The sequence below is a fragment of the Caballeronia pedi genome (assembly GCF_001544915.2).
In the GTDB taxonomy this organism is placed as follows: domain Bacteria; phylum Pseudomonadota; class Gammaproteobacteria; order Burkholderiales; family Burkholderiaceae; genus Caballeronia; species Caballeronia pedi.
The window spans coordinates 58,265-77,301 of sequence record NZ_FCOE02000020.1 but is presented as its reverse complement, the minus strand read 5'-3'; the positions used below and the strand labels follow the sequence as shown (position 1 = coordinate 77,301).

Sequence of the window (19,037 nt, the reverse complement as noted above, 5' to 3'; positions counted from 1 at the left end):
GCTGGCGCGCTTGCGTATCGGCTTCCGATAATGAATGCACGCACGAACGACATTCAGGAGACAGCGCATGATCGAAATCATCGTCAACGACGCGCGGCACTCGCTCGACAATGTACCGGAAGACATGCCCTTGCTGTGGGTACTGCGCGATTCGCTGGGTTTGACGGGCACCAAATTCGGTTGCGGCGGCGGCTTTTGCGGCGCGTGCACGGTGCATCTGGAGGGCGATGCGGTGCGCTCGTGCCTGTTGCCCGTCGCGGCTGTAGCGGGCAGACGCATCACGACGATCGAAGGTCTGTCCAGGGATGGCACGCATCCCTTGCAGCGCGCGTGGGTCGCCGAGGATGTGCCGCAGTGCGGCTATTGTCAGTCGGGCCAATTGATGCAGGCGGCGGCGTTTCTGAAGGGCAAGCCTTCCGTCAGCGATGAAACCATCACGGCGGCGATGTCCGGCAACATCTGCCGATGCGGCACGTATGCGCGCATTCGCAAGGCTATCAAGCGCGCGGCGGCGGAGGCCTGAATGCACATCGAACATGGCGCGGCGCGCCGTCGTTTCATGAAGCAGAGTTCGGCGCTGCTCGTAGCGGGACTCGCGATCGGCTTTCGCCTGCCCGAGACGCTGGCGAAGAGCGGCGATTCCCACGGAAAAGACAAGGAATTCGAGCCGAACGCATGGGTGCGCGTCTTGCCCGACGACACGATCAAGCTCGTCGTCCACAAGCACGATTCGGGCACCGGCACGCGCACCGCGCTCGCGGCGATCGTCGCGGAGGAACTGGATGTCGATCCGTTTCGCATCGACGTGATCACGCCGGAGAATCCCTTCTATGCCGATTACATTCATCCCTTGTGGAAGGTTTTTTCGACGGGCGGCAGCACGAGCGTGTCGCTCGAGTACGATCGCTTGCGTCATGCGGGCGCGACCGCTCGCGCGATGCTGATCGCCGCCGCCGCGAAGCAGTGGAACGTATCACCCGCTGCGTGTTCGACCGATAACGGCTTCGTGATCGGCACGGCGACCGGCGCGCGCGCGAGTTATGGATCGCTCGCGATGATCGCGGCAACGTTACCCGCGCCGAAGGACGTGCGCCTGAAGGATGCGTCGCAGTTCAGATACATCGGCAAGTTGCGCAGCAAGCGCGATGCGGCCCAGAAGGTGTGCGGCAAGTTTGCGTACAGCATCGACGTGCGCTTGCCGGGCATGCTCGTCGCGGTCGTCACGCGCGCGCCCGTGATCGATGCGCGCGTGCGCAGCGTCGACGCCAAAGCCGCGCTCGCCGTGCCAGGCGTGCGCCAGGTGTTGCAGATACCCGGCCGCCCGGATGTGCTCGGCGGCAATCAGGCGGGCGTCGCCGTGCTTGCCGACGATTACTGGTCCGCGCACAAGGGACAGGCCGCGTTGCACGTCGAATGGGAAGACAGCGCCTTCGAAAATTTCGACAGCCACGAACTGCCCGCGCGGCAGGCCGCATGGCTCGACGATCCCGCCGCGCGCGTCGTGCCGACCGTGAAGAACGGCGATGCGGCATCGATATTGAAGCGCGGGCCGCGCGTGATTCAGGCGTCTTATTCGATGCCTTACAAGGCGTCGAATCCGCTCGAACCCATCAACGTGACAGCGTGGGCGAAAGACGGCGGCATCGCGTATTGGGGCGGCTTGCAAGTGCCATCGACGGCGCAGGAGGCAGCCGAAGTGATCGGCCGCATTCCGGCGAATCGTGTCGTGTTGCATGAACTCGTTTCCGGCGGCAGCTTCGGTGCGCGTGAATCGAAATACTGGCTTTTCGAAGTCACGTGGCTCGCGCTGCAAACCGGCAAACCGGTCAAGCTGATGAACAGCCGCGAAGACGAAATGCGCGCGCTCTTCTATCATTCGGCGAGCCATCATCGCGCCCGCGCCGTGCTCGACGCGCGCGGCAATCTCTCCGCATTGCAACTGCGCGCGGTGATGCCCGCATCGCCGGAGCAGTGGGAGCCGGGCTATTTCGATCGTGCCGATCGCATGGACTACAGCACCACGGAAGCGATCAGCAAGTACGAGTTCGCGTATGGCGCACCGAATGTCGATATCGGCTGGGTGCGTCACGAAACAGGCGTGCCGACCGGCTGGTATCGCGCGGTGAGTTATATCCCGAACGTGTTCGCGGTCGAGTCGTTCATGGATGAAGCCGCGCATGCGGGGCATCGCGATCCGCTCGACTTCCGGCTCGCGCATATGCAGGATGCGCGGCATGCCGCCGTGCTGCGCGAGGCTGCGGCGCGCGCCGGCTGGGGCAAGCCGCTGCCGCGCGGCACCGCGCTCGGCATCGCGACGAATCGGGCGTACGGCAGCTATATCGCCGTGATCGCGCGCGTGTCGCGGCGTGACGACGGCATCGTGATCGAGAAGCTCACGTGCGTGGCCGATTGCGGGCTTGCGGTGTCGCCGGGCGGCGTGGAAGAGCAGTTGTACGGCGGCCTGATGTGGGGACTCGGACATGCGCTCGCCGATCGCATCGACATCCGGCGTGGTCAGGTTCAGCAGACCAATTTCGATTCGTATCGCGTGATGCGGATGAGCGACATGCCCGACATCGACATCCACATCGTGCAGGGCGATCCGGCGAAACCCGGCGGTGTCGGAGAGTTGTCGAGTCCGTCGGTGGCGCCGGCGGTGAGCAATGCCTTGTTCAGGCTTACGGCCAAGCGCCTGCGCGAGACGCCGTTCGATCTGCGCAAGGGTGTTTGAAGCTAGGAAGTGCGCCGGATGCACTCGATGAAGTATTCGAGACTCGCGCTCAAAACCAGATCCTTGCGATACATGAGGCCGAGCGTGAGGCGCGTCGTCTGCGCGTCGCTGTGCAGGCGTTCCATGCGGCCGAGCGCGATTTCCTCTTCGAGCAGCGGCTCGGGCCATACGCTGATCGTTCCCGCTTCCTGCGCGAGCTGCGCATAGAGCCGCTGCGACGTGCAGATGTTGACATGCGACGGCATCGGCAAGGTGCCGCCGCCGCATAGTTCGCGCCAGAACGCGGGCAGGCTGTCGCGCGTGTGGTAATAGAGCCAGCGCGCGCCCGTCAGGCGCGCAAGCAGCGTTTCGCGCGCGAGCGGATCGCCGCGCGGGACGGCCAGCACTTGCGCCGCTTCACCGACCGGCACCACGCGATATTCCGCCGTGATGTCGCTGTCGGCGACGAACGCGACGCACAGATCGAAGGAGCCGTCGCGCAAGCCGTCGATGATCTGCGCGGGCACGCACTCATGCACGTTGAGGCGGACATCGGGCAGCCGCGCGCGGAATGCGCGTAACGCCTCGGGCACGGCGATCGACGATGCCAGCAACGATACGCCGATCGACAAGGTGCGCTCCATGCCCGACTTCATCTCCTCCAGCTCGCGCTCGGCGCTCACGATCTCCGCGACCACCGAACGCGCGCGGCGCAACAGCGCTTCGCCGTAGCGCGTGAGACGCACGCCCGCGCCGCTGCGCTCCAGCAGTTGCACGCCGAGGCGCGATTCGAGTTCCTTGATGCTCTTCGTGACCGCGGGCTGCGATACGTTCAATGCGTCGGCGGCGGCCATCAGCGTGCCGTGCTCGACGATGGCGACGAGCGTCTGCAATTGCGCGGTCTTGAGGGTTCCCCGTTCCATAAGCGTTGGCTATATGCATGAGAAATTGGAAATCGGCGCAGGCCGGCGTGCCCCTAGTATGCGCAAAGCGGCACGGATGAGAGGCCGAAGTATACAAGGAGACGCAAAGGTGAAAACGAACACCGTCGACATCGATATCGACGAACTGGTCGCCTTGCGGCGCGACATTCACGCGAATCCCGAAGTCGCGTTCGACGAGCATCGCACGAGCGAACTCGTTGCGGCGAAGCTGCAGGCGTGGAATATCGAAACGCATACGGGCGTCGGCGGCACGGGTGTCGTCGGCGTCGTGCATGGACTGCGCGGCAAGGGACGGACCATCGCCTTGCGCGCCGACATGGACGCGCTGCCGATGCAGGAAGAGGGCGTGCCGATGCATCGCTCGCAACGCGCGGGCGTCTTTCACGGGTGCGGCCACGATGGCCACACCGCGATGCTGCTCGGCGCCGCGCGTCATTTCAGCGGCCATCGCGACTTCGCGGGCACGGTGGTGCTCGTGTTTCAGCCCGCCGAGGAAACGGGCGGCGGCGCGAACGCGATGCTCGCCGATGACATTGAAACGCGCTTCGGCTACGACGAAATCTACGCCTTGCACAACGCGCCGCATTTTCCGCCGGGCACGTTCGGCGTGCTCGACGGCGCGATGCTCGCCTCATGCGACGAAGTCGTGATCGACATACACGGCGTGGGCGGACATGGATCGGCGCCCGAGAAAACGAAAGATCCCGTGATGGCGGCCGCGCAACTCATCTGCGCATTGCAAACGGTCGTGAGCCGCACGATCGATCCCAGCGCGACCGCCGTGCTGAGCATCGGCAGCGTGCATGCGGGCAGCGCGCCGAACGTGATTCCATCGCATGCGGCGCTGACGGGCACGCTGCGCGCGTTCGACGAAAGCGTGCGTGCGCAGATGAAGTCGCGTATCCGCACGATCTGCGAGGGCATCGCGATGACGAGCGAATGCGCGATCTCCGTCGCGTTTCGCAACAGCTCACCCGCGACGATCAATCATCGCGAGCAGGCGCAAGCGGCGGCTCGCGTGGCCAACGACATCTTCGGCGCGCCCAGCGTGCTGCGCGATTTCGCGCCGCTCAATGGCTCCGAAGACTTCTCGGAGTTCCTGTTGCGCCGGCCCGGCGCTTATGCGCTGCTGGGTCAGGGCGGCGTGTATTGCCATCATCCCGAGTTCGATTTCAACGACGAGGTGCTGCCGCTCGGCGTGCGCTTCTTCGTAGCGCTCGCGCTGGACCGTTGCGCGGCCTGAATTCCATTTCATCCCTTGTCTGAAGGAGTATTTCGATGAAGCATCATCGAGTGCGCGCGCTTTTCGTGGCCGCCGCCTTGACCGCGGCAGCAGGTGCGTGCGCCGCCGGCACCTTGCGTTTCGGCACCGACCCGAGCTATCCGCCTTACGAATACAAGTTGCCCGATGGCCGTCTCGCCGGACTCGACATCGAGATCGGCAACGCGATGTGCGCCGCGGCGAACGTGAAGTGCGTGTGGGTGGAAAGCAGCTTCGACGGACTGATCGCCGGATTGCAGGCGCGCAAGTTCGATGCGATCAACGCGTCGATGGCGCCCACGGCCGCGCGGCGTGCTGTCATGGACTTCACGCAGCCCGTCTATCCGGCGGACATTCGTCTCGTCGCCGCGCGCGGCAGCGGTCTCGTGCCCGATGCGGTGAAGCTCGCGGGCAAGCGTGTCGGCGTGCTGCAAGGCTCGACGCAGGCTGCGTTCGTGAAGGCGAACTGGGAAAAGCGCGGCGTGATCGTGCGCGAGTATCAGGATCAGGACAGCGTCTACGCCGACCTCGTCAACGGCAGGCTCGATGCGACCGTCGTGGTCGGCTCGGCGGCGCGGCTCGGCTTTCTCGCGAAGCCGCAGGGCGCGCACTTCGAACTTGCGGGGCCGCGTATCGACGATCCGGCGCTGCTGGGCGCGAGCAGCGTGATCGGCGTGCGCAAGGGCGATGGCAAGACGCTGCAGGCGCTCGATGCCGCGCTCGCGCGCCTCAAGCAGGATGGCACCATCGGCCGCCTGGAACAGCAGTATCTCGGCGCGGATCAGGGCGCGAAGTAAGGCGCGTCGCCGCTCAATCGAGACGTGTGCGCGTCGTCAGTCCGCTGGCCTTGTCCCATTGTTCGGGCGTCATGCGCTCCACGGTGACGCCGAAGGTCCAGATATGTCCTTCGGGGTCTTTCGCGCGATAGGTCCTGTCGCCGTAGAACTGCGTCTGCGGCTCCGCGAGAATCGACGCGCCCGCCGCGCGCGCATGCGCGCAATGTGCGTCGATGTCCTCGCCTTCCGCGAGCTGCACGTGAACCGACTGCGTGTTCTTGCCGTCGACTGAACGCGGGCTCTTGTGATCGTCGCTCCACTCGCTGCCGATCATGACAACGGATTCGCCATACGACATTTCGGAGTGCGCGAGATTGCCGTCGGTATCGAGAATGACGAACATCGGCTCGAAACCGAATGCGGCTTCGAGCCAGCGGAACGCCGCCTTCGGGTCCTGATACGAAAGCGCGCTGGACAACCCTTTGCTGCGATACGCATCGACCATGTCGGTTCTCCCGGTCAGGCGGCCAGTGCTTCGTCGACGGTTTCCTCGTTCACGAGCGCTTGCGCGTGTTCGCGGATCAGACGATAAACCGTCTCGCCGGACACGGTCTCCGATTCGAGCAACTGATCGGCGATCGCGCGCAATACCGGCTCGTTGGCCTGCAACAGCGCGAGGCATGCATCGCTCAGATCGTGCAGCAGCGCGTTCGCGTGCTCGATCGAGTTCTTCAGCTGCAAGCCCGCATATTGCTGCGGCAGCGCGGCGAGGCTGAACAGATTGCCGTCTTCGTTGAAGCCGAATTTCGACACCATGTCGAGGCTGATGCGCGACGCTTCCTGAAGATCGGACGCCGCGCCGCTCGATGCTTCGTCGAACACGAGCAGTTCCGCGTTGCGCCCGCCGAGCAGCACCTGAATCTCGTTGCGCAATTCCGTCTCGCGATACAGATGCTTGTCCTGCATCTTCGTGATGAGCGCGACGCCCAATGCGCCGCCGCGCGGCAGAATCGTGACTTCTTCGAGCACGCCCGTGCCGAGCAGCGCGGCGACGAGTCCGTGACCCGCTTCATGCACCGCGACGCGCGTGCGTTCGTCGTCGGACAAGGCGCGCTCCGCGCCGTTGATATCGCCGATGCGCGCGATCTTGATCGCTTCGAGGAAATGCTTCGCGCCGACTTCGCGCTGGCCTGCCTTGCGTGCGACGAGTCCCGCCTGGTTCACGATCATCGCCAGCGTGGCCGGCGAGAGGCCCGTGGTCAGACGCGCGAGCTGGTCGAAATCGATGTCGTCGGTTTTCGTCTTCAGATTGGCCGCGTAGAAGCGCAGGATCTCGGCGCGGTCGTCGACGCTCGGCAGACGCACTTGCACCGTGCGATCGAAACGGCCGGGGCGGCGCAGCGCTTCGTCGAGATTGTCCGGATGATTCGTTGCCGCGACGATGATCACGCCTTCGTTCGATTCGAAGCCGTCCATTTCCGCGAGCAGTTGATTGATGATGCGGTTGCTTTCCGCTTCGACCGGACCGCCGCCGGTATCGGTGCGCTTGCCGAGGCCATCCGCTTCGTCGATGAAGATCACCGTCGGCGCATTCTTGCGCGCGAGTTCGAACAGATGCTTCACTTTCTGGATGCCGACGCCATAGTACTTCGCACTGAAATAGCTGCCCGTGATCGCGATGAAGTTCGCGCCGCATTCGCCCGCCAGCGCCTGCGCGAGGCGCGTCTTGCCGACGCCCGGCCCGCCCGTCATCAGGATGCCGCACGGCGCACGCACGCCCATGCCGGTAAATTGTGCTGGTTCGGTCAGCCATGCGCGCACGTCGTTGAGCGCGGCTTTCGCTTCGCCTGCGCCAATGACGTCATCGAAGCGCAATGTCGGCGACGTGCCGAGCAGTTGCGCGCCGCCGCGCATCTCGCGGCGCATGAACCAGAGCAGGCCGCCGATCATCAGCACCGGCAGCAGCAGGCTCAGCACGTCGCGCGAGCGGTCGAACGTTTCGGACCAGCGCGCCATGCCCACGCGCACATCGGCGTCGGGCAGCCATACGAGCTGATAGGGCGACGCGGCGCCCGGCTTCATGTCGCCGAGCAGCAGCGCACTGGAGAATGCGCCCTTGTGATCGGCGACGTAATACTTCTCGCCCTTCATTGTCGACACGAGGATGGCGTCGGGACTCACGCCGATCGTCGCGACATTACGGTCGCGAATATCGGTCAGCATTTCCGATGCGTCTTTTTCCCGATGCGTCCATGCGGATGCGTCGTGCCGCATCTGATTCGCAATGCCAGTCAACGCCGTGGGCTGCGATTGCGCAGTGCGCGTTTCATTGCGCCAGTGCAGTACGCCCACACCCGCGACGAGCGCGGCGGCGATCACGCCATACGCGATATATCGGCCAACGCGTGACCGCAGCGAATTCCTTGCCGGTTTCATCAATTCTTTCCCAATGGGGCCGCAAGGGCGGCGCCCGTCAATCTATCGTCGGAGGAATGGCATCCGAACGAGTCTGTTCGTGCTCCGGTGGTGGGATGCCCGCCGCATATGGCTTGACGCTCAAGATGGCGAAGCGATCGACCTTGAACCGCAGATCGTCAACCATGCGAGCATGGCCCTTATTCGGGGATTGCTCCGCTGGAATGGTGCCCGTAATGCATGACCATTCGATAACGCGGAACAGCGCGCGAACGAGCGTCACCGCGCCTTGTCGGATTCGGGTCCTTTTTTGTAATTAACGGCAGACGACGAGTCTTCTTGACGACAGTGTAAAAACGACAGATCCGCGCTCGCGGCTCGATGCAGGTTTGATGGTGTATGCAGGACGAGCCAAGGATATCACGGGAAAAATCGATGCTCCATCCGGTAAGGAATACTGCTTGCTTAAGCTAGTCCGCTGTCCGCGCACATGGGGCGCGCGGCGCATTCGAATGGGAAGGAGAAAACATCATGTTGTATTACGCGTTGGTCTTTTTCGTGATCGCGCTGATCGCCGCCGCGCTCGGTTTTGGCGGCATCGCGGCGGGCGCTGCGAGCATCGCGAAGATATTGTTCTTCATATTCCTCGTAATTTTCCTCGTGACGCTCGTGATGGGGCTCATGCGAAGGTGATCGGTGGCATGAGGCGTCGTGACGCGACGCCTCGGTAACGCGCCGATAATGATTCGGCATCCGAATGACCCTATCGCGCCACGATCTCCCGTAACGCCGCCTGCCGGCGCACGATCCAGTTGAACAGCGGCGTCGCCATCAACGTGCTGAGCACGGCCATCAGCACGAGTATCGAGAACAGGCCGGGCATTATCACGCCAGCCGCCAGCCCGATATTGATGATGATCAGTTCCATCAGCCCACGCGCGTTCATCAGCGCGCCGATTGCCATCGCGTCGCCGGGCGGTTCGCCGTTCATGCGCGCGGCCGCCCAGCACGCGATGCCCTTGCCGCCGAACGATGCGATCAGAATGGCGACGGCGGCTAGCATGATGGCTGGGTCCATCAGCATGTCGAGCCGCGTGTTGAGACCGGAGTAGGTAAAGAACATCGGCAACAGAAACACGACGACGAAAGGCTGCAGCATGTCGCGCAGCTTCTCGGTCAGCGGGCCGCGCGGCAGCGCGACGCCGAGCAGAAAGCCGCCGAACACCGCGTGAATCCCGATCGAGTCCATCGCGAACGCGCACAGCGAGAACAGCACCATCACGGCGGCGAGCACGCTGGTGGGCAGCGGCGCATCGGGATCGAGTCCGGCGGCGAGCCTGCGCAGCAACTTGCCGCCGATGAAGATCATGAAGAGCGCGAAGGCCGCGCCGCCGCCGATCGCCGCGTACGCGCCCATCCACGAGCCGCCGAAGCTCGCCAGCACGATCGCGAGAATGCACCACGCGGCGGCGTCGTCGAAAGCGCCCGCGGTCAGCGCGAGCGTGCCGAGCGAGGTGCCGGCGAGCCCGCGCTCGTGAATGATGCGCGCGAGCATCGGAAACGCAGTGATCGCGATCGCCGCGCCCAGAAAGAGCGATGCCTCGTAGAGCCGCGCCTTTTCCGCGAAGAGGCCGGTGATCGTGAGCAGCCACGGCGTCAACGCAAACGCGAGCACGAACGGCGCGACGATGCCGGCGAGCGAAACGCTCATCGCGCTCCTCGCGCGTGCGCGAAAGTGATCCGCGCGAAATTCCGTGCCGACCAGAAACATGTAGAGCCCGACGCCGAGCTGCGCGGCGACGTAGAGCATGCCCATGGTCGCCTTGGGAAAGAGCGCCTGTTGCCAGTGCGGCAGCAGCAGCCCGAAGAGCGAGGGCCCGAGCAGCACGCCCGCGATCATCTCGCCGACGACTTGCGGCTGGCCGACGCGTTGCGCGAGCCGGCCGACGAACTGGCTCGCGAACACGATCACGGCGGCCTGGGCGAAGAAGTAAACAGACAGTTGGGAAGTCGGCATTGTTGGTGCGGCGAAAGAACGGACGACGGCAGTCTGACGGCGAGCCCGGCGGTCTGTCAATGTCGAAGGGGCTTGCCACGCGCGTTTCGTATCGGTATTGTCGAGGGGTTCGACAACGCGCCACGGAAGAGCTCGTCCCCCGCGACGACGCCGACGGAGCAACCGCCCCGGAAACTCTCAGGCAAAAGGACCGTGCGCGCCGGAACATCTGGAGAGCGGCGCTTTCACGCGCCCACCGAAGGGGAGCCCCGGCGATCGACGCAAACGTCGAATGCTCGCGGGCGAAACTCTCAGGTACATGGACAGATGGGGCATCGGTGCCGGCTGCGGTATGTGGCCAAGGCCGGCGATGCTCAATCAATCTGGACCATGTCATGTCACGAATCGCCATCATCGGCGCCGGGATTACCGGCGTCACGACCGCTTACGCCCTCGCGCAGCGTGGTTTTCGCGTTACCGTGCTCGAACGCCATCGCTACGCGGCGATGGAAACGTCGTTCGCCAACGGCGGCCAGCTCTCCGCGAGCAACGCCGAAGTGTGGAACAGCCGCGCCACCGTGCTAAAGGGGCTGAAATGGATGTTCACGCGCGACGCGCCCCTTCTGATGAACCCGCGCCCCAACTGGCACAAGTACAGCTGGATGGGCGAGTTTCTGCGGCATATACCGAACTACCGTGCCAATACGGCCGAGACCGTGCGCCTCGCGATCGCGGCGCGCGAGCATCTCTTTCGCATTGCGCGGGACGAGAACATCGACTTCGATCTCGAACGGCGCGGCATCCTGCATTTCTACGCGACGCGCAAGGAGTTCGACGCCGCCGCGAAGGTCAACGAGATTCTGAAGGGCGCGGGTCTGGACCGGTACGCCGTCACGCCTGAAGAGATCGAATCGATCGAGCCGACCTTGCGCGGCGCGTTTCATGGCGGCTTCTTCACGCCGTCGGATTCGACGGGCGATATCCACAAGTTCACGCGCGGACTCGCGGATGCCTGCGCGCGACGTGGCGTCGAGTTCCGCTACGACACATCCGTGACATCGATCGATGAGCAGGCGGGGCGTCTCACGCTGACCGTCGAACACGCGGGCGAGTCGCAGCCGCTCGGCTTCGATGGCATCGTGGTCTGCGCGGGCGTCGGCAGCCGCGCGTTCGCCGCGATGGCGGGCGATCATCTCAACGTCTATCCGGTCAAGGGGTATTCGATCACCGTCTGCCTCGACGACGCCCGCAGTCGCGACCATGCGCCGTGGGTCAGCCTGCTCGACGACCGCGCGAAGATCGTCACGAGCCGGCTCGGCGCGGACCGTTTTCGCGTGGCGGGCACGGCGGAGCTGAACGGCTTCAACCGCGATATCCGCGCCGATCGCATCGCGCCGCTGGTCGAATGGACGCGGCGTTATTTCCCCGATGTGTCGACGGCGCGCGTGATTCCGTGGAGCGGCCTGCGCCCGATGTTGCCGAGCATGCTGCCGAAAGTCGGGCAGGGCAAGCGTCCCGGCGTGTTCTACAACACCGGGCACGGGCATCTCGGCTGGACGCTTTCGGCGGCGACGGCCGAACTCGTCGCGGAAGCGGTGTTGCAGCGCTTGCCTCGCCAGTCGGCGCGTGAATCGGTGCCGGGGGGCATCGAGCGGAGCGAAGCGCTGCTATAAGCCCTCGCGCGGCGCTCCGTGCGAGAGGCGCGTTTCGCCTCAGCCGAGCGCCACGACCGCGATTTCGACGAGCAGATCCGGCGATGCGAGTTGCGCCTGCACGGTCGCGCGCGTGGGCGCGCAGCCTTCGGGCACCCATGCGTCCCATACTTCGTTCATGCCGGCGAAATCGCGGCCGATATCCGCGAGCCACACTTGCGCGGAGACGAGACGCGTCTTGTCGATGCCGGCCTTGTCGAGAAAGCCGTCGATCTTTTCAAGCACTTTCGCGGTTTGCAGTTTCACGTCGGGGGTGTGATCGGCCGATGTCTGGCCGCCGATGAACACGAGGCCTGCGGCTTTTACGACGCGGCTCATCCGCTGATTGGTGTCGATGCGAACGATATCGTTCATGTGTAGTTCTCCGATTTAAAAAGAGGTGGTTGTTATGCTGGGGGATCCGGCGACAAACCTAGTGCGCCACGAGCCGCGACACGCCCGCGTCCTTAAAAGCCGCATCGAAGCGATCAATGGCGAACGCATCGAGCGAAAGCGACGCCACCCCATCGAGCATCAGCTCCGACACGAGCTTCCCGCATCCCGGCCCAAGCTGAAACCCGCTACCGCAATAGCCGAACGAGTAATAAAGATTCGACGCCTCGCGGCTAGCGGAAATCACCGGCAATTCATCCGCCGTAAACGCTTCGACCCCCGCCCACGCGCGATTCACGCCGAGATGCCGCAGGTGCGGAAAAAGATCAGTAACGGTGCGCGCACTCTTCACGAGCCGGATGAAATCCACTTCGCCATGCCGATTCGCGAGATCCGCGATGCCGATCAGCTTGCCGCCGATCACCACCGTGCCATTGTCGAACTGCTTGAACGAGAGCGGCCGGCCCGTCGCGCCGAGCGTCGCGCGGCAGAACGGCGCGACGCGATGCGTGACCATCAGCATCAACCCTTCGGGATGAACGGGCACCGCCTCGCCCACCTGCCTCGCGAGTTCGCCCGACCACGCGCCCGCCGTGACGAGCAGTTTTTCCGCGCTGAACGTGCCACGCGGCGTGTGCGCGAACCAGCGCGTGCCGCGTTGCTCGATGCGGCGCACCGGCGTGCCTTCCAGAAAGCGCGCGCCGAGCTTTTGCGCAGCGAGGCGGAACGCCGTCGTCGTCCTGAAGGGCAGCGCGTAACCATCGCGCTCGACCCAGATGCCGCCCGTCACGTGCCGCGCGAGCGCCGGTTCGAGTTCGAGCACGGTGTCGCGGTCGATCACTTTCTCATGCGTGAAGCCGTGCGATTCGAGCAGTGCGACGCGCTCGCGGCAGGCTTCGAGTTCGTCGTCGGTTTCGGCGATCTTCAACTGGCCCGACGCGACGAAGCCGCCGTCCTCGCCGATCAGATCGGTCATGCCGTGCCAGATTTCACGCGACATCAGCGCGAGCGGAATTTCCGGCACGGGTCGTCCGAGGGTACGCACGCCGCCCGCGTTCACGCCCGACGAATGGCGCGCCACATAATCGGCTTCGAGCACGATCACCTTCGCGCCGCGCCGCGCGGTATGAAACGCGCTGCTCGTGCCGTGCAATCCGCCGCCCACGATCAGCACGTCCGCTTCCTGAGCTCCGCTTGCGTCATTCACCGGCGAGTTCTCCGAGCGTGAGCGGCTTGATCGGCGGACGGATGCGGTAATAGCCGACTTCGGCGGGCGAGACCCGGCGCGCATCGGCGATGACTTCCGTCACCGTCAGACCACACATGCGGCCCTGGCACGGCCCCATGCCGCATCGTCCAAACGATTTCGCCTGATTAGGCCCGACGCAACCCAGCTCGACGAACTGGCGCAACTCGCCCGCCGTCACTTCCTCGCAACGGCACACGATGGTCCCATCGCCCGGAACGCGATTCACATGGCGCGGGCGATACAGGCTGTCGAGAAACGGCCGGATGCGCATGACGTCCGCGAGCGCGCGGCGCAACGGGGCGGCTTCGGCATCGCGCGCGGCGGTATCGAGCGCGCCGAGTTGCGCCGCCGCCGCGACGCCCGCGAGCGTGCCCTGCAACGCGGCCGCCTGCGCTCCGCCGATACCCGCGCCATCGCCCGCGACGAAGATGCCGGGCACATCGAGTTCGCCCCATGCGTCGGTCTTCGGCGTGAAGCACAGTTGCGCATCGTCCCAGCGATGCCCCGCGCGCAGCGCATGCGTGAACTGCGTGTTCGGCACGACGCCCTGATGCAGCAGGATCACGTCCGCTTCGATGCGATGCGCGACGCCCTGCGTCGTGAAGCAGAGCGCCGCCGCACGTTCGGCCTGATCGGTGCCGGTGCGCGCTTCCACGCGCAAGTCGTCGGCGGCCTCGAAGATCGGCACGCCTGCGTCGCGCAGCGTGCGGATCAGTTGCAGGCCCTTGCTCAGGAAGGGCCACGCGCGCAGCGCCGACAGCAGATGACGCTTCGCGCGCCAGCGGTCTTCGTGACGCGTCGTATCGACGAGTGCGCGGATCGGCACGCCCGCGCGCACGTATTGCCAGCCGAGCAGATACAGCAGCGGCCCGCAGCCCGCGAGCACCGGCGGCGCGGCAGGCACTTCGCCCGCGCTCTTGAGCAGGATCTGCGCGGCGCCCGCCGTCAGCACGCCGGGCAGCGTCCAGCCGGGAATCGGGAAGGGCCGTTCCAGTGCGCCGCTCGCGAGAATCACGCGCTGCGCATCGAACGAGGCGATTTTGCCGTCCTTCAGATAGTTGACGCCGCGCTCGCGCGTGACCTGCCAGACGCTCGCATTCGTCACGTGGCGCGCGCCGGACGTGGCGAACGCCTGAGCGATCGCCGCGCCTGCCGCGTAGTCCGGACCGAGAATCTCCTTGCGGCGCGCGTCCGCCCGGCCGATCGCGCGATAAATCTGCCCGCCGACGGCGTCCTGTTCGTCGATCAGCACGGTTTTCAGGCCCGCGCGCGCGGCGCGGGTGGCCGCGCTCATGCCGGCGGGACCGGCGCCGACCACGACGACATCGACGGCTTCGGGTGCGAAATCAGCGGCCATGGGCGTTCTCCAGCGGAATATCGGTTGCGATCGACGGCGGCAGATCGCGCGCGCCTTCCTGCGAGCGCACGCGCATGCCGGCCTTCACCTCGACCATGCAGCTCTGGCGGCTCGGCACGCCGTCGATTTCGACGAGGCATTCGAAGCACGCGCCCATCATGCAGTAGGGCGCGCGCGGGGCGCCGGAGACGGGCGTCGCACGAAAGCGCGCGACGCCCGCCGCCAGCAGCGCCGCCGCGACCGAACGTCCGGCGGGCACGGTGAGCGGCTGGCCGTTGAACCAGATTTCGATGTTGCCGCCTGCGGCGCCATCGAGCGGCTTGAAGAGCGTGGGATTCGATTGGGCTGTCATGTCGAACTCAATGTGCGGGAGTCAGTTCTTGTGCGTGCTCGAAGCGGCGCGCGGAGAAGCTGGGCAGTTCATCGGGCATCGCCGCGCCCATGATCCACGGCGCGACGCGCAGCGCATGCGCGGCGGCGAGCGTCACGCCACTGTGGCAAGTGACGACGAACGCGCCCGGATGCGCCTGCGATGCGTCGTAGATCGGAAAGCCGTCGGGACTGTAGACGCGCAACGCGGCCCACATGCGCACGAGCCGCACGTGCCTGAGCATCGGGAAGGCGCGCACGCCGCGGCGGGCGATGTCGGCGAGCACTGGCGTCGTGGTGAAATCGTTGAAGCCGACTTCTTCCATCGAATCGCCGAACTGCACGCTGCCTTCGTCGGTCTGGCGCACGTTGAGCGTCGGATAGTGGAGAAACGGCGCGACGCGCTCGCTCACCAGCACTTGCCCGCGATTCGGCGCAACCGGCGCATGCAGCCCGACGAACGGCGCGAGCGCGCGATTGCCGAGGCCCGCCGCGAGCACGACGCGCGCCGCGCGATACGTGCCGCGTCTGCCATGCACCGTGAAGCCGCCCGCTTCCGGCACGACGCGTTCCGCGCGCTCCGCCGACACGAGCTGCACGCCGCGCGCCTGCATCGCCGCGTGCAGGCCGCGCAGCAGCTTGAGCGGATTCACGTGGCCGTCCATCGGCGTATAGCTCGCGCCGATCACGGCCGGCCCGATCTGCGGAATGCGCTCGCGCACTTCGGCGGCGCTGAGCATCTGGTAGGGGTAATCGCCGAGTTCGGCCTTGAGCGTCGAGAGGCGCTTCTCGCGTTCCGCGCGTTCTTCGTCATTGAAGAGGAACTGGAAACCGCCCGGCTGACGCAGCGCGACATCGATGCCGGTTTCGCTCTGCAGCGCATCGGCGAATCCGGGCCAGCGCGTCGACGAACTGCGCGACCATTGCGCGTACGGCGACAAGCCATAGCCTTTGCCCTGAATCCACACGAGGCCGAAGTTGCCGCGCGAGGCGCGCAGGCCGCCGTCGTCTTCGTCGAGCACGGTCACGCGCGCGCCTTCGCGGGCGAGCCCGTAGGCCACGGCCGAGCCGACCAGGCCGCCGCCCAGGACGAGCACATCGGGGCTGGCGGAGCTTGAAAATGTCATCGGGCTTCTCCGATCAGAATGCGATCCAGACCGACCATGCGGTCGAGCAGGATCATCAGCAGGACCGTGCCGACGATCAGCACCGCCGATACCGACGCCACCAGCGGATCGATCGTTTGCGCGATCTGGTTGTACATGGCGACGGGCAGCGTCGTGGTGCCGGGCGTCGCGACGAAGATGGTCATCGTGAGTTCGTCGAAGCTCTGGATGAACGACAGCACCCAGCCGCCCGCCACGCCCGTGCGGATCATCGGCAGCACGACGCGGCGAAACGCGGTGAAGCGGCTCGCGCCACACGAGAGCGCCGCGCGCTCGGCATCGCGATCCAGCCCGACGGCGGAAGACAGCGCAAGCCGCAACGCATACGGCAGCACGATGATCACGTGCGCCGCGACCAGCGACCAGAACGAGCCCGACAGATGCAGCAGCGAGAGAAAGCGCAGGAACGCGATGCCGAGCACGACCGCCGGAATCATCATCGGCGAGAGGAAGAAGCTCGTGAGCGCGGCGCGGCCCGGAAAGCGATAGCGCGCGATCGCGAGCGCGGCGGGCACCGCGAGCAGCACACCGATGGTCGCCGCCGCGAACGCGAGCCGCACCGACAGCCAGAACGCCGCGACGATGTCGCCGTTCTCGATGATCGCGTGGAACCAGCGGAAAGACGCGCCATCGAAGGGCATCGAGATGAAGCCCTTGTCGGTGAAGGCGACGAGCATCACCACCGCGAGCGGCGCGACGATGAAGGTCAGGAAGAACGCGTTGTAGGTGAGCGCGAGCCAGCCGTTTTCTTTCATGATGATGATCCTCCGCTCAGTCGAAGATGTGCCGGAAGCGGCGTTCGGCGAGACGGCTGCAACCCATCACGATCGCGACGTTCGCGATCAGCAGCAGCACCGCGATGCTCGCGCCCAGCGGCCAGTTCAGCGTGCCGAGGAATTCGTCGTAGGCGGCGGTCGCGACCACTTTGAGCCGCCGTCCGCCGATCAGCGCGGGTGTGGCGAACGCCGACGCCGACAGCGCGAACACGATGATCGAGCCCGATAGCACGCCCGGCATGATCTGCGGCAGCACCACGCGGCGAAACACCGCGAAAGGCGAGCCGCCGAGCGAGCGGCCGGCCCATTCCACTTGCGGGTCGAGCTTCTGCATCGTCGCCCAGACCGACATCACCATGAACGGCACCAGCACATGCGTGAGCGCGATGATCACGCCGGTCATCGTGAAGACCAGGCGGATGGGTTCGTCGGTGATGTGCAGCGCCTGCAGCGCGTTGTTGAGCACGCCGTTGTTGCCGAGCAGGATCTGCCAGCCGAGCGTGCGCACGACCACCGAGATGAGCAGCGGGCCGAGCACGATCAGGAGACACAGCGACTGCCACGGCCGCTTCATGCGCGCGAGCACGATGGTCTCCGGCACGCCGAGCACGATCGAAAGCAGCGTGACCGCGAACGCGAGCCCGGCGGTGCGCAGGAAGATCGTGCCGTAATAAGGATCGCTTACCACTTCCCAGTAGTTGCCGAGCGTAAGGGCGGGCGTGACGCCGGCCGTATCGCTGAACACGCGGAACGACAGCATCAGCGTGAGCAGGAGCGGTACCAGCAACAGGCCGATGAAAAGAAGCAGCGCGGGCCCCGACAGCAGCCACGGCGCGGCGCCGGGACGGGTGTCGTCAAGCGTGGCCATTGACGTTCTCCCGGATGTCCTGCGTCAGCACGCGCAGGTCGTCGTCGGTCCAGTCGAGACCGACTTCGTCGCCTTCCTCGGGCGGCGGTGCGCCGTGATTCGGCTGCGCCACGCGCAGCTTGCCAAGGCCGGTCTCCACTTCGAGCAGCCATTGATTGCCGACGAACACGCGCGTCGCGATGCGGCCGCGCAGCCGGGCATCGCCATTGGCGATGTGGACTTTTTCCGGGCGAATGTAGACGTTCACCGCGCCATCGACATGACGGCCTTCGTGCGGTACGTGCATCTGCGTGCCCGCGACGTCGACGATCGCGCAGCGCGGATTGCGCCGCAGCACTTCGCCGGAAAACGCATTGGTGCGGCCGAGAAAGGTCGATGCGAACGGCGTCGCGGGGCGTTCGTAGGCGTCGTAGGGCGTGGAGAGCTGCGAGATCGCGCCGCGATGCATCACCGCGATGCGATCGCTCATCGTCATCGCTTCGACCTGGTCGTGCGTGACGAGGATCGTGGTGATGCCCAGACGCTTCTGGATCGCGCGCAATTCGATGTGCATCTCCTCGCGCAGCTTGGCGTCGAGATTGGACATCGGTTCGTCGAGCAGCAGCAGTTCGGGCTGCATCGCGATTGCACGGGCGATCGCCACGCGCTGCCGCTGGCCGCCCGACAGCTCCTTCGGATAGCGGTGCCCGAGTCCGTTCAGACGCACCAGCGCGAGCGCTTCGGCGACGCGTTCGTCGCGCTCGCGGCGCTTCACCTTGCGCATCTCCAGCCCGAAGCCGACGTTGCCCGCCACCGTCATGTGCGGAAACAGCGCGTAGCTCTGAAAGACCACGCCGATGCCGCGTTTCTCCGGGCGCTCGTGGGTGATGTCGCGTCCATCGAGTTCGATGCGGCCGGTCGTCGGCGTGACGAAGCCCGCGACCATTTGCAGCGTGGTGGTCTTGCCGCAGCCGGACGGGCCGAGCAGCGACAGCAGCTCGCCGCGCTCGACCGCGAGATCGAGCTGTTCGATCGCCGTGAAATCGCCGTAGCGTTTCGAAATGCCTTGCAAAGTCAGAAAGGCCAT

General features: G+C 65.5%; 19 protein-coding genes and 2 riboswitches. Of the genes, 6 read left to right on the top strand and 13 right to left on the bottom strand.

Features of this window, described 5'->3' with window-relative positions; all coding sequences use genetic code 11:
• The first annotated feature begins 67 nt into the window (after positions 1–67).
• Both AWB80_RS25955 and AWB80_RS25950 read left to right on the top strand, forming a co-directional pair.
• Complete coding sequence (locus AWB80_RS25955) at positions 68–523, top strand: (2Fe-2S)-binding protein (RefSeq protein WP_061177529.1); 456 nt, start codon at positions 68–70, stop codon at positions 521–523.
• Positions 524–2,731 carry a xanthine dehydrogenase family protein molybdopterin-binding subunit gene (locus tag AWB80_RS25950; RefSeq protein ID WP_061177528.1) on the top strand — a complete coding sequence of 736 codons (2,208 nt, stop codon included), beginning with the start codon at positions 524–526 and terminating at the stop codon, positions 2,729–2,731.
• A 2-nt stretch (positions 2,732–2,733) separates the two neighbouring features.
• Here the strand turns inward: AWB80_RS25950 and AWB80_RS25945 are convergent, their stop codons facing one another.
• Entirely contained in the window at positions 2,734–3,633 is a 900-nt protein-coding gene (locus AWB80_RS25945) for a LysR family transcriptional regulator (RefSeq protein ID WP_061177527.1), read from the bottom strand.
• Between the two features lie 109 nt (positions 3,634–3,742).
• On the opposite strand from AWB80_RS25945, the gene AWB80_RS25940 reads away from it, so the two are divergent.
• Both AWB80_RS25940 and AWB80_RS25935 read left to right on the top strand, forming a co-directional pair.
• Positions 3,743–4,897, top strand: a complete 1,155-nt coding sequence (locus AWB80_RS25940; protein WP_244206728.1) for an amidohydrolase — start codon at positions 3,743–3,745, stop codon at positions 4,895–4,897.
• 35 nt (positions 4,898–4,932) lie between these two features.
• Positions 4,933–5,712, top strand: coding sequence for a transporter substrate-binding domain-containing protein (locus tag AWB80_RS25935; protein ID WP_061177526.1), 780 nt, complete (start codon positions 4,933–4,935; stop codon positions 5,710–5,712).
• 13 nt (positions 5,713–5,725) lie between these two features.
• Here the strand turns inward: AWB80_RS25935 and AWB80_RS25930 are convergent, their stop codons facing one another.
• Genes AWB80_RS25930 through AWB80_RS43495 form a run of 3 tightly spaced genes read right to left on the bottom strand, consistent with a single transcriptional unit; the run spans position 5,726 to position 8,389 of the window.
• Complete coding sequence (locus AWB80_RS25930) at positions 5,726–6,196, bottom strand: VOC family protein (protein WP_061177525.1); 471 nt, start codon at positions 6,194–6,196, stop codon at positions 5,726–5,728.
• Between the two features lie 14 nt (positions 6,197–6,210).
• A complete protein-coding gene (locus tag AWB80_RS25925; RefSeq protein ID WP_061177524.1) occupies positions 6,211–8,127 on the bottom strand; it encodes an AAA family ATPase in 1,917 nt (638 codons plus the stop codon).
• A 37-nt stretch (positions 8,128–8,164) separates the two neighbouring features.
• Complete coding sequence (locus AWB80_RS43495; protein WP_143328140.1) at positions 8,165–8,389, bottom strand: hypothetical protein; 225 nt, start codon at positions 8,387–8,389, stop codon at positions 8,165–8,167.
• Between the two features lie 248 nt (positions 8,390–8,637).
• Between AWB80_RS43495 and AWB80_RS25920 the strand changes: the two genes are divergently transcribed.
• Complete coding sequence (locus tag AWB80_RS25920) at positions 8,638–8,799, top strand: DUF1328 family protein (RefSeq protein WP_016347507.1); 162 nt, start codon at positions 8,638–8,640, stop codon at positions 8,797–8,799.
• A gap of 70 nt (positions 8,800–8,869) precedes the next feature.
• Here the strand turns inward: AWB80_RS25920 and AWB80_RS25915 are convergent, their stop codons facing one another.
• Complete coding sequence (locus AWB80_RS25915; protein WP_061177523.1) at positions 8,870–10,123, bottom strand: cation:proton antiporter; 1,254 nt, start codon at positions 10,121–10,123, stop codon at positions 8,870–8,872.
• 121 nt (positions 10,124–10,244) lie between these two features.
• Positions 10,245–10,318, top strand: a riboswitch (glycine riboswitch).
• A gap of 10 nt (positions 10,319–10,328) precedes the next feature.
• Positions 10,329–10,432, top strand: a riboswitch (glycine riboswitch).
• Between the two features lie 65 nt (positions 10,433–10,497).
• Between AWB80_RS25915 and AWB80_RS25910 the strand changes: the two genes are divergently transcribed.
• Positions 10,498–11,775 (top strand): D-amino acid dehydrogenase, encoded by a 1,278-nt coding sequence (locus tag AWB80_RS25910; protein ID WP_061177522.1) that lies wholly within the window; start codon positions 10,498–10,500, stop codon positions 11,773–11,775.
• A 39-nt stretch (positions 11,776–11,814) separates the two neighbouring features.
• On the opposite strand, the gene AWB80_RS25905 is transcribed toward AWB80_RS25910, so the two are convergent.
• The 8 genes from AWB80_RS25905 to AWB80_RS25870 are packed head-to-tail and all read right to left on the bottom strand — an operon-like array spanning position 11,815 to position 19,037.
• Complete coding sequence (locus tag AWB80_RS25905) at positions 11,815–12,168, bottom strand: RidA family protein (RefSeq protein ID WP_061177521.1); 354 nt, start codon at positions 12,166–12,168, stop codon at positions 11,815–11,817.
• A 58-nt stretch (positions 12,169–12,226) separates the two neighbouring features.
• On the bottom strand, positions 12,227–13,393 hold the full coding sequence (locus tag AWB80_RS25900) for an NAD(P)/FAD-dependent oxidoreductase (RefSeq protein ID WP_061177520.1): 1,167 nt from the start codon (positions 13,391–13,393) through the stop codon (positions 12,227–12,229).
• Positions 13,386–14,792 carry an FAD/NAD(P)-dependent oxidoreductase gene (locus tag AWB80_RS25895; RefSeq protein ID WP_061177519.1) on the bottom strand — a complete coding sequence of 469 codons (1,407 nt, stop codon included), beginning with the start codon at positions 14,790–14,792 and terminating at the stop codon, positions 13,386–13,388. The genes AWB80_RS25900 and AWB80_RS25895 overlap by 8 nt, the downstream gene beginning before the upstream one ends.
• Entirely contained in the window at positions 14,782–15,144 is a 363-nt protein-coding gene (locus tag AWB80_RS25890; RefSeq protein ID WP_061177518.1) for a (2Fe-2S)-binding protein, read from the bottom strand. Before AWB80_RS25890 ends, AWB80_RS25895 begins: the two co-directional genes overlap by 11 nt.
• 7 nt (positions 15,145–15,151) lie before the next feature.
• A complete protein-coding gene (locus tag AWB80_RS25885; RefSeq protein ID WP_061177517.1) occupies positions 15,152–16,288 on the bottom strand; it encodes an NAD(P)/FAD-dependent oxidoreductase in 1,137 nt (378 codons plus the stop codon).
• Complete coding sequence (locus AWB80_RS25880; RefSeq protein WP_061177516.1) at positions 16,285–17,082, bottom strand: ABC transporter permease; 798 nt, start codon at positions 17,080–17,082, stop codon at positions 16,285–16,287. Before AWB80_RS25880 ends, AWB80_RS25885 begins: the two co-directional genes overlap by 4 nt.
• A gap of 16 nt (positions 17,083–17,098) precedes the next feature.
• Positions 17,099–17,971, bottom strand: coding sequence for an ABC transporter permease (locus AWB80_RS25875; protein ID WP_061177515.1), 873 nt, complete (start codon positions 17,969–17,971; stop codon positions 17,099–17,101).
• Positions 17,958–19,037: an ABC transporter ATP-binding protein gene (locus AWB80_RS25870; RefSeq protein ID WP_061177514.1), complete on the bottom strand. Its 1,080-nt coding sequence runs from the start codon at positions 19,035–19,037 to the stop codon at positions 17,958–17,960. Before AWB80_RS25870 ends, AWB80_RS25875 begins: the two co-directional genes overlap by 14 nt.